Here is a 10,762-nt window from a genome sequence, read left to right as displayed (position 1 = left end):
GCGGAAATGCAAGAGAATAAGATGTCGGATATTGTCCTGACCGTGAGTAGGGCAGGTGGCCTTAACTTCGGTAATATTTCACTGAGTGTCGATGAAAATGGATTTGCTACTGCGAAAGTATTTCGCGGCTGCGAGCATTGTGCTAACGGCGGAGGTATTTTTAACACCCGTTTGGACTCGGCGAGCATTGATTCAGTGAGAAAATTCAATCAGATTGCTTGTGCGTCAGGAAGCCAGGCTGGGCGTCCATTCGCACCCCAAAGCACGGACCCAGCCGAAACATTCACTTCAGCATGCACGTCTGGCGATGGAACATTCAAATTGATGAATGGCAGCCTGTCTTTAATGCCGAAGGAAACATTCGAAGAGGCGACTAAACTGCTGGGTGAAGTTATCTCCTACGTTGTTAGCAGTGGAAGTAGAAGAGTAAAGCTAAGTATAGACGTCTCATCGATCCAGAGAAGTAACGATGGCTTCCGGGTGGGCGTCGATTTTTATAACGCAGGTGAGCGCGTTATAAAGTTCAAGCGTCCAGATTTGTGGAAGAGTCCTTCCATGAGGAATAGCTTATCGGTGGGCGGGCTTCTCATAAAAAACGGGCAGGAATATGACGGTTTCGATTTTGAGCTGATTACCGCAAGAATTGTCGGAGTTGAATCTGTACCTGAATGGATTTTCTTGCAGCCAAGCGAAAAGAAGACTTTGGTGTTTATAACGAACCCAAACGAGAAATTTGAGGCTGGAGAATACAGATTTGGAGTGGCAGCCGATATGGAACTTACGATCGTGGACAGTGATGGACAGCATGTTGAAAAAGCTAACCTTGTCTCGGATGAAAAATCCTCTCGATCTATTAGCTTCGATCATGCCTACCCGTTGACCCCGCAGGAGCGCGAGCAGTGGGAGGCGACGCATCGCGCCACCATGTCCTCGCAGCCAGTCAAGCCTGGTGAAGCGTTCGCGGAGGATGGCCTGTATCGCGCGGTGGCGCTGATTTCTGGTATCCGCTACCGCAGCCTTCAGGTTAAGCCGTTCAAGGCCGGGGACGTCGCCACTACCGAAAACGTCAAGATGCCGATGGACAACGGGAGCGGCATCAACATCAACGGGCCAGTGCAGTGGGAGTGGCAGGCCACCGCGCCGACACCGGTCAAGCAGTGGTCGTTCGACATGATCGATGACACCCGCCAGTTCTGCGCGGCGGGTTCGACCTGTCCGCGCAGCGGGCGCTGGGTGCCCCGCATCAATGCGGGATCAGATTCCCTGTACCCGGAATACCGCCACGAGCTATCGAGCCTCGTGACGCTGCGGCGCGGCCAGCCGATGCCATTGATCAAAGGTGCGGGGGAGCGGGCTGATTGGGAATGGGTGGGAGCCTGAGATGGGAGCACGCGCCCATATTTACGAAGGCGACTGCACCACCGCGCGCGGGATCGTGACCGATGGCATCGATGGCACCGCCTATAACGGACGCAGGATGGGCTATATCGGCGCACCCGTGACCTGTCCGGCTTGCGGCACGACCGGCAGGATAGGCCGCAACGGTGAGCGCTTCGAACAGGACTGGTACGGCAAGGTGCCCGCGCTGGAGAACGACTTCTGCCTGTGCGCCTGTAATCCGAAACCCCTGCTGCTTGCCTCGCAGCACGAATGGACGGTTGACTGACTGGAGGTTGAATGGTTTTTCGCTGGAACCCGCAGTTCCCGTCCGAGCGGGTGTCATACGAGCCGTTGCCCATCTGGTTCTATCTCGTGCTGTACGTGATTGTCGAGGGTGCCGCCCTCGCAATGGTGGTGCCTGGCCTGCCGAAGACCGGCTCCGTACCTTGGGACAGAGTGCTGCATTACGCGGTCGCGGTGCCGGTTTTCTGTTGGCTGGCACTGAGTTGTCTTGTGCACTGGTTTGCGTATGACATCCCGGCGACGCAGGCCGCAGAACATAATTCGGCGCGCTGGCACCAGATAACCGGCTGGCAGCAGCAAAGCCGCTCGGGCATGGCGGTGCTCGACAGCGTGATCCTCACGCCCGAGCCGGACCTGGCCGAGCGCATGTTGGCACTCGAAGGCACACCGCCCGAGAATCCCGGCAAGGCAATGGAGTTGAGAAGCATCGATGCGGCGGATGATGGCTCGCGTCTGAATCGCCTGCTGGATGCGTTGCTTACGCCGCTGTCCGCGAAGCTCGTGCAGGCGGCGAAAGGCGGATCGTTCGAGATCGTGATGCAGTGCGACTACGAGGCGCTGTGCAGCGAGGTTCTGGCAGCCTGGGGCAGGCTGGAGCTACCGGGCAAACCGGTAGTGCGGTGGCTGGATAACCGTCGCGACGTTGGCTTTGCTGATAAGTGGTTCGAGGACGAGGCCCGCCCCTATTGGTATGAGCAGGACAGGACTCCAAGGTATCGGCTCCTACTCGCTTGGCATCTGAACGACGCAGGACCGGATGAGAAGCCGGAGACCTCGGAAGCGGCGGTAGCACTACTGCTGGGGTCGCCTGCACTCATGGTCGAGAAGCCGGACCTGAAACGCCAGGCGTGGCTGCTGCGCCAGATTACCGGCGACGCCGATCAGGCAGACAGACTGCTTGCCTCGCTGCTCAAGGCCGAACAGGTGCCTAGCGAGCGTATCCGTCACTTCTGGCACAGCGGACTCAAGGGGCTGGCACAGCATGCGACGCTTGGCGCGGTGAGGGAGTCCGGCCTGAAGGTAGAAGCGCACGCGCTCGATCCGGCCATCGGCCCGCAGGCCCCCGTGGCGCGCTGGGTGATTCAGGCGCTGGCCGCGAGGATGGCGCATTTCGGCCAGGGGCCACAGCTCATTGCCCTGCCCCACGAGCAGGGTGTCGCGCTGAATCTGGTGGCGAAGGAACCGGCTCCGGTGGACGTGCCATGGAAGGAGGAATACGGCTACAGGCCGATATTGGGTCCTGAGTTCGGCGTACTCACGTCGGTCTGGACGGTCAACATGCTGCTGTCACCGGACAAGGGCTGGAGTACAACGGACACGATCGTTACGTGTCTCACCGTCTTTTTCATGCTGGCGGTTTTCATCATCCGTCGTCCTGGGCTTTTCTCACGAATGGTCGAATCGACCGTGGACTTTGTGGGGAGCGTTATTGGATTTTGAGAAGAAGAACGACATGCCTAAATATGCACGGTATGCCGCGCCGTTCGAATCACGTGTGCAGTCCCGTGAACGATGGCGCAGGGTCTACATGAAGGTCCGTGTCAGCAAGTGGCTGCTGCTGGCGATGGCATGTGCGGTGCTGCTTGCGGCCTTCGCCTTGTGGGGCTGGTGGGACCGGGCACCGGTCTGGGAATATCCCGTGACCGTAGCGGTGTGCGCGTGGCTCTATGTTGCAGGGGCGATAGCGCTGTCAGGAATCCGCCGCTGGCGGTTCTATGTCTCGACCGTCATGTACATGGAGGCGATTGAGGACGGCCTGTGCAAGGCAGGCCGTTCACCTGGGAGGGGCGCAACCGGTGGTACAGGGAGCATGGTTCACCCTGGCGGCTGCAACCCGTGCCGGAATCCATGCGGGTGCACCAGGGCGCGGAATGGTCGATGCTCTGAAGCTGGGGCAGGACGAGCAAAAATCACAGGGTGTGATTTTGAACTGATGAGGTCGCGCCATGAAGGAACCTGGGAACCAGGACATTGGCAGGTGTGCGTATTTCAAAGAGACGCCGGTATTTGTGCTGGTCCGCTCGCGAGAAGATGGTTCGCTGGACACAGCAGCAAGCATGACCGCTGGCGGGCGCGCGGTAGTGTGCCATCTCTCGTTTGTGCACGCCCTGATTGACCTGGCGTACAGAAGCAGTCAAGGCATGCAGTACTTCGTCCGTGAGGCCAACTCGGTCGATCCTGACGTATTCGCCAATGCGGAAGGGTCGGGATTGATTGCGCAGTTGCGGCTGGCGTGGCCCGCGAAGAACCGGAAGATCGTACTGGCGCAGGGCCGCAATACGGCGACCTGTGCGCGACTTCTCTATCACGGCACGTCCACTGGATTTCCAGCGCGCTTCGAAGTGGACGATGAGGCGATGGAACAGGTTGACCGGTTGCATGAACGCGCGGGCCTTTTCGCTTGGCGGGATACCTATCGCGAACTTTTACAATGGCCTTTCGAGCGCCAGAAGCGGACGCTTGAGTGCGCGCTGAAATCGATGGAAACGGCAGAAGCGCGCCTGATGGAATGTCGGGAAGCCGCACTGTTCGATCCCGAGTTCGGGCAGTGGCACTTTGTGTCGCTCGAAGGACTGTAGGGGGCGTCCTATCATCGCGTCCCATGGGGAACACGTTCACCGTTCCCTAGATCATGTGCAATGCAGCGTCGACAGCCAGCTTGTCCGAGCATTAGACAAGCCACTTGCCGTGTAAGTCCTCGTTAGGGGACGCCGTTAGCTTGAGTCCTCGACGCGACACATGTCTAATACGTAGGACGGTCCCGCCGTAGGGGGACGAAGGTTTCCCCGCACCGCAACGTGTGGGGAAACGTAGGGGAATGGATGTTTGGGGGATCGTGGGGGACGCAATTTTCCCCACACGCCGCCTGCAAAGCCTTATGTGGCGGGGCTGCTTATCAGAGGGTGTGATTTACACACAGGGTTATGCACCGAAGCTGTGGATAATTCCGGCGCGGCCAGGTCGCCCGCGCGACGCCCGCCCAACTGATGCAAAGCGCATCGCGAACGTTTTATCCAGTCGAATCAACGGCATGATGCAATCGCTACGTGCTTGTCCACAGGTCTGTCAACATTCGACGGGGATAACTTGCGCCTTCCGCGAGCGCCGTTGACGCGCTTTCGTGCGGCATCGGTAATCCCTTGTGCATCAGGCACTTGGCGTCGTTGTCCGAAGCTTTTCAACAGACTGGTCCCCATCGGCTGGGGACAACTTTTCCCGTCCGGTCAGTTCATCGCGATGCCGCCTGCGCCATGCCGGCCGGCGACCCCATCGCCTGAAAGAGCGAAGCGGTATCGGTCAGCCGCGCGCTCGCATAGCGGATCGTGTTGAGCTGCGCGTTGCGGTACTGCTGCTCGCTCGCGCGCGCCGCACGCGGCGGCAGGGCGCCAAGCCGCACGCGCCCGGCGGTGTCGTCGAAGACGCCTCGCGACGTGCGGCTCGCCGCATCGCTCGACGCGAGCGCCGCCGCGTCCTGTTCCAGCGACGCAAGCGTATTCGCGACGTTCTGAAACGCCGCGAGCACGGTCTGCTTGTACTGTTCGACGGCGGCGTCGTAGGTATCGAGCGCCGCGCGCCGCTGCGCAAGCAATGCGCCGCCGTGAAAGATCGGCTGCGAGAGCGACGCGCCGATGCTCCACAACGCGCCCGCGCCCGACAGCGCGGTCGGCCAGCTAAAGCCGCCCTTGCCCATCGATGCCGACAGCGACAGGCTCGGGAACAACTGCGCCGTCGCCACGCCGACCTGCGCGGCCGCCGCCTTGAGCGCGGCGTCCGCGGCCTGGATGTCTGGGCGCGTCGCGAGCAACTCCGACGGCACGACCACCGGCACGCTGTCCGGCACCGTGAGGCTCGCGAAATCGAGATCGTCGGGGGCCCGATCCGGCGTGCGCCCGAGCAGGACGGCGAGCGCATGGCGCGTCACAAGCCATTGCGCGCGCAGGCCCGGCAGCGACGCCGCGAGCGATGCCGCGCTTTGCTCGGCACTGAGCGCCTCCGAGCGCGACGCCGAGCCGAGCGCATAGCGGCGTTGTGCGTCGAGCGCGTCGTCGTTGGCGAGCGCGACGAGGCGCTCGGTCGTGTCGATCTGCGCCGCGAGCGCGGCCGCACCGATCGCGCCGGTCACAATGTTGGCGGCGAGCGCGCGGCGGGCGGCGTCGAGTTGAAACGACTGCTGATCGACTTGCGCCGCGAGCGCTGCATTCTCGTAGCGCGCCGCGCCGAACAGATCGAAGGTGTATTGCGCCTGGATCTGGCCCACGAAGAGGTTATAGACGGCGGTCGGCGGCCCGAATTCCGGCACGCCGAGACCGCGCTGGCGCGCGGCCTGGCCGCCGGCATCGATCGACGGCAGCAGTGACGCGCCCACCTGCGCCTTCAGTTGCTCGCGCGCGGCGGCGAGGCTCTTGTCGGCGGCGGCGAGATTCGGGCTGTTGCGCAAGCCTTCGTCGACGAGCGCGTTCAGCGCGTCCGAGCGATACAGCTTCCACCATTCGGGCACCGGTTTCGCCCCGACGTCAAAGCGCTGCGATGCGCCTTGCGCTTCGGCGGTCGCGTTCGGCTGGGCGAGCGCGCCGTAATGCGCGGGCTGCGGCATCGCGGGCGGCGTGCCGCTCGGCCCGAACGAGCAGGCGGCGAGGGCGCAGGCCAACGACGCCGCTGTCACTTTGCAGACCTTCATCATGGTTCGACTCCTTCCGGCGCATCCTCGCCGGGTCGCGCGCGTTCGTCGTTCTTCACGCGAAACGACGCCGCATACAACGCCGGCAGATAAAACAGTGTGAGCACGGTCGCGCTCGTGATGCCGCCCATCAGCGCGGTCGCCATCGGACCGAAGAAGTCGCTGCGCAATAGCGGGATGAGCGCGAGCACGGCAGCGGCGGCGGTGAGCGTGATCGGGCGGAAGCGCCGCACGGTCGCGCCGACGATCGCGTCGAAGCGCTTGTGTCCGGCGGCGATGTCCTGCTCGATCTGGTCCATCAGGATCACCGAGTTGCGCATGATGATGCCGGACATCGCGATCACGCCGAGCATCGCGACGAAGCCAAAGGGCTTGCCCAACGCGAGCAGCGCCGCGACCACGCCGATCAGCCCGAGCGGCGCCGTGAGCACCACCATCATCACGCGCGCGAAGCTTTGCAACTGGATCATGAGCAGCGTCAGCACGACGATCACCATGATCGGCATTTGTGCGTTGATCGAGCTCTGTCCCTTCGCATTTTCCTCGACCGGCCCGCCGACTTCGATCCGGTAGCCGACCGGCAGCGTCGAGCGCAAGGTGCTGTCGAGCTTCTTGTCGATCGCGTTGGTCACGTCGATGCCCTGCGCGCCCGCCTTCACGTCCGACTGCACGGTGATGGTCGGCTGCCGGTCGCGTTCCCAGATCACGCCGTATTCGAGGTCGTTGACGACGTGCCCGAGCGTGCCGAGCGGCACCGGACCGTTCGGCGTCGGCATCGCGAGCGTCGCGAGCCGCGACGGATCGACGCGTTCGGCGAGCGGCGCGCGCAGGTCGACGCCGATCAGCTTGTCGCGCTCGCGATACTGCGTGACCGTGTAGCCCGAGAGCGACATCGCGAGAAAGCTCGACACGTCCTGCGAACTCACGCCGAGTTCGCGCGCTTTCTTCTGGTCGACTTCGAAGCGCACCGAGCGCTCGGACGGCTCGTCCCAGTCGAACTGAACGTTGGTCGTGCGCGAGTCGGCGCGCATGTCGGCGGCCACTTGCTCGGCGATCTTGCGCACGGTCGCGATGTCGTCCCCGGAGACGCGCAACTGCACCGGATAGCCGACCGGCGGCCCGTTTTCGAGGCGCGAGAGACGCGTGCGGATCGCGGGGAATGTGTCGCGCAGCGTCGGTTCGAGCCATTGCGAAAGCTGCTCGCGCGCTTCGACCGTCTTCGCCGTGATGACGAACTGCGCGAAGTTCGGCTGCGGCAATTGCTGGTCGAGCGGCAGATAAAAACGCGGCGCGCCGGTGCCGACGAAGCTCACGACGTGGTCGATTTCCGGCCGTCCTTCGAGCGTCTTCTCCAGCCGCTTCGCTTCACGCAGCGTGGCATCGAACGAGGCGCCTTCCTGCAGCCGCACGTCGACGAGCAGTTCCGGCCGGTTCGAACTCGGGAAGAACTGCTGCGGCACGAAGCCGAAGCCGCCGAGCGCGATCACGAACAGCACGACCGTGACGATCAGCACGACGAAGCGCCGCTCGACGCACCACGTCACCCAGCCGCGCAGGCGGGCGTAGAACTTCGTGTCGTAGATGTCGTGTTCGTGATCGTCGGGCAGATGCGCCTCGTGCGCCTCGCGCTTCCTCTCGGGCAGCAGCTTGTAGCCGAGCAACGGAATCAGCACGACGGCGGCGAGCCACGACGCGATCAGCGCAATCGCCGACACCTCGAAGATCGAGCGCGTGTATTCGCCGGTGCTCGATTTCGCGAGCGCGATCGGCAGGAAGCCCGCGACCGTGACGAGCGTGCCGGTCAGCATCGGGAAGGCCGTGCTCGTGTACGCGTAGGCCGCGGCGCGCGTGCGGTTCCAGCCCTGTTCGAGCTTCACGGCCATCATCTCGACGGCGATGATCGCGTCGTCCACGAGCAGCCCGAGCGCGAGGATCAGCGTGCCGAGCGAGATCTTGTGCAGGCCGATATCGAAGAAATACATGAAGAGCGCGGTGACCGCGAGCACGACCGGAATCGAGATCACGACGACCATGCCCGTGCGCACGCCGAGCGACACGAGACTCACGACCAGCACGATCGCGACTGCTTCGGCGACCGCCTCCAGGAAATCGTCGACGGAATGCGAGACCGCATGCGGCATGCTCGACACCTCCGCGAGTTTCAAACCCGCGGGCAAGTGCGCGCGCAGATCGGCGGTCTTCGCGTCGAGCGCACGGCCGAGCCGCACGACGTCCTGCCCCGGCTGCATCGTGATGCCGATGCCGAGCACGGGTTGGCCGCCCAAGCGCATTTGCGTCGCGGGTGGATCGACATAGCCGCGCTTGATCGTCGCGATGTCGCCGAGACGAAACGACCGGCCGTTCACGCGGATCAGCGTGTCGGCGAGCGCCTTCATGTCGGTGAACTGGCCGCTCGGGCGCACGAACACGCGATCGACGGGCGTGTTCATCGTGCCCGCCGGCGCGACCGCGTTCTGTCCGTTGATCGCCTCGGCAATCTGTTGCGGCGAGATGTTCAGGCGCGTCAACTGCGTGTTCGGAATATCGACGTAAATGCGCTCGTCCTGATCGCCGAAGTAATCGACCTTGGCGACGCCCGGCACGCGCAGCAGCACCGCGCGCAACTGATCGGCGTAGTCGTGCAGTTGCGCGGGCGAGAAGCCGTCGCCTTCGAGCGTGTAGATGTTGGTGTAGACATCGCCGAATTCATCGTTGAAGAAGGGGCCTTGCACGCCCTGCGGCAGCGTCGCCGCGATATCGCCGACCTTCTTCCTTACCTGATACCACTCTTCGGGCACTTCGCTCGGCGGCGCGCCGTCCTTCATCGTGAAGAACAAGAGCGATTCGCCGGGGCGCGAGTAGCTGCGCAGGAAATCGGTCGACGGCGTTTCCTGGAGCTTCCTCGCGATGCGGTCCGTGACTTCTTCCTGCACCTGGCGCGCGGTCGCGCCCGGCCAGAACGTGCGGATCACCATCACGCGAAACGTGAACGGCGGGTCCTCGGACTGCGCGAGCCGCGTGTAGGCAATGATGCCGAAGATCGTCGCCATCGCGATCAGGAAGACGACCAGCGCGCGATGCCTGAGCGCCCACGCCGACAGATTGAAGCGGCCTTCCTCGTGGCGGTAGTCGTCGTTGTTCTGCTGCGGCTCGCGCGTGCTCATGACGCGAAGTCCTCGCGATGCAGCGGGGCGACGACCCGCACTTTCTCGCCGGCGGAAACCGTATGCACGCCTTGCCACACGACGCGCTCGCCCGCGTTCAGCCCGCGCGTGACGGTGACGGTGCGCTCGCCATAGCGCGCGACCTCGACGCGGCGCAGTTCGAGCGCGTTATCGCTTTTCACGACCCAGACGGCGGGCGCTTTGTCGTCGTGGAAGAGGGCCGTGGAGGGCAGCGTGAAGACGCCGGCGTGCGGCGTCGCGACGGCTTGCGCGAACGTGACGTCGGCGGTCATGCCGAGGCGCACGTCGGGCGTCGGCGCTTCGAGCGTGAGCTTCGCGCGATAGGTGCGGCTCTGCGGATCAGCGGCGGGCGACAGTTCGCGCACGCGCGCGGCGAACGACTTGCCCGGCAGCGCGCCGAGCGTGACGCTCGCGCGCGCGCCGACCGTGAGCGCGGACAGCGCGCTTTCGGGGACGTCGCAGACCACGTCGATGTCGCCGTTCCACGCGAGGTTGTAGACGGGCTGGCCGGCGGTGACGTTCTGGCCGGTATCGGCCTGCTCGGACGTGACGACGCCCGCATGATCGGCGATGAGCGTCGTGTACTTCAGCTGATCGGCGGCGAGCCCCGCCTGCTGCTGCGCCTGATTGAGCTGCGCGATGGCCGTGGCATACGCGTTTTGCGTCTGCTCCAGCTGTGCCGCGGCGATCAGGTTCTCGGCGGCCTGAGCGCGATCGCGATCGAGTTGCTGTCGCGCGTAGACGGCCTGGTGCTGGGCGGCTTCGAGCTGCGCGGCGGCGCTGGCGGCGTTCTTCGACGCATCTGCGGGATCGAGCTTCGCGACGATCTGTCCGGCTTTCACGGTATCGCCGAGCCGCACGCGCCGCTCGGTGATCTTCCCGCCGACGCGAAACGAGAGCGGCGTCGAATAGCGCGATTCGATCTGACCGGGAAGGGTGGCGCGCGGCGGCTGTCCATCGGCCTCGGCGGCCACGGCGACGACCGGCCTTAACGCGGGTGCCGGCGCTTCCTTCTTGCCGCAGGCGGCGAGCACGACGAACGTAAAGAGAAGGGAGGCACCAGCCAGCGCGCGGATTCGGTTCGACGGAAGCACGCAGTGAGAAGAATTCACGGAAGACCTCGACGCCGAAGGCGGGATCAGGCGGCTCGAAAACCTTGGCGCGGGGCGCGCGGCGGTCGATTTCGAGACACGGGGGATGCATGAAGGAGCACGGC

Annotated in this window: 7 protein-coding genes; 4 read left to right on the top strand and 3 right to left on the bottom strand. The window is 63.8% G+C overall.

Going from position 1 to position 10,762, the window contains the following annotated elements:
- Positions 1–6 precede the first annotated feature (6 nt).
- From AWB66_RS11355 to AWB66_RS11340, 4 genes are all read left to right on the top strand, one after another.
- Complete coding sequence (locus AWB66_RS11355; protein ID WP_143328352.1) at positions 7–1,380, top strand: hypothetical protein; 1,374 nt, start codon at positions 7–9, stop codon at positions 1,378–1,380.
- A 1-nt stretch (position 1,381) separates the two neighbouring features.
- A complete protein-coding gene (locus AWB66_RS11350) occupies positions 1,382–1,666 on the top strand; it encodes a PAAR domain-containing protein (RefSeq protein WP_087630397.1) in 285 nt (94 codons plus the stop codon).
- Positions 1,667–1,677: 11 nt separating this feature from the next.
- Positions 1,678–3,123 (top strand): hypothetical protein, encoded by a 1,446-nt coding sequence (locus tag AWB66_RS11345; RefSeq protein WP_087630396.1) that lies wholly within the window; start codon positions 1,678–1,680, stop codon positions 3,121–3,123.
- 506 nt (positions 3,124–3,629) lie between these two features.
- Entirely contained in the window at positions 3,630–4,262 is a 633-nt protein-coding gene (locus AWB66_RS11340) for a hypothetical protein (protein WP_125469710.1), read from the top strand.
- Positions 4,263–4,912: 650 nt separating this feature from the next.
- Here AWB66_RS11340 and AWB66_RS11335 read toward each other — a convergent pair.
- Genes AWB66_RS11335 through AWB66_RS11325 form a run of 3 tightly spaced genes read right to left on the bottom strand, consistent with a single transcriptional unit; the run spans position 4,913 to position 10,622 of the window.
- Positions 4,913–6,364, bottom strand: coding sequence for an efflux transporter outer membrane subunit (locus AWB66_RS11335; RefSeq protein WP_087630394.1), 1,452 nt, complete (start codon positions 6,362–6,364; stop codon positions 4,913–4,915).
- A complete protein-coding gene (locus AWB66_RS11330) occupies positions 6,361–9,525 on the bottom strand; it encodes an efflux RND transporter permease subunit (RefSeq protein ID WP_087630393.1) in 3,165 nt (1,054 codons plus the stop codon). The genes AWB66_RS11335 and AWB66_RS11330 overlap by 4 nt, the downstream gene beginning before the upstream one ends.
- Complete coding sequence (locus AWB66_RS11325; protein ID WP_235021091.1) at positions 9,522–10,622, bottom strand: efflux RND transporter periplasmic adaptor subunit; 1,101 nt, start codon at positions 10,620–10,622, stop codon at positions 9,522–9,524. The genes AWB66_RS11330 and AWB66_RS11325 overlap by 4 nt, the downstream gene beginning before the upstream one ends.
- Positions 10,623–10,762 lie beyond the last annotated feature (140 nt).

The organism is Caballeronia telluris (genome assembly GCF_001544495.1).
GTDB lineage: Bacteria > Pseudomonadota > Gammaproteobacteria > Burkholderiales > Burkholderiaceae > Caballeronia > Caballeronia telluris.
Note: the sequence above shows the minus strand (reverse complement) of the source record. Positions and strands in the feature narration are given on the sequence as shown.

Coding starts and splice junctions, on each gene's coding strand:
- AWB66_RS11330 (WP_087630393.1), bottom strand. CDS start 9,525: ATGAGCACGCGCGAGCCGCAGCAGAACAACGACGACTACCGCCACGAG.
- AWB66_RS11335 (WP_087630394.1), bottom strand. CDS start 6,364: ATGATGAAGGTCTGCAAAGTGACAGCGGCGTCGTTGGCCTGCGCCCTC.
- AWB66_RS11340 (WP_125469710.1), top strand. CDS start 3,630: ATGAAGGAACCTGGGAACCAGGACATTGGCAGGTGTGCGTATTTCAAA.
- AWB66_RS11350 (WP_087630397.1), top strand. CDS start 1,382: ATGGGAGCACGCGCCCATATTTACGAAGGCGACTGCACCACCGCGCGC.
- AWB66_RS11355 (WP_143328352.1), top strand. CDS start 7: ATGCAAGAGAATAAGATGTCGGATATTGTCCTGACCGTGAGTAGGGCA.
- AWB66_RS11345 (WP_087630396.1), top strand. CDS start 1,678: ATGGTTTTTCGCTGGAACCCGCAGTTCCCGTCCGAGCGGGTGTCATAC.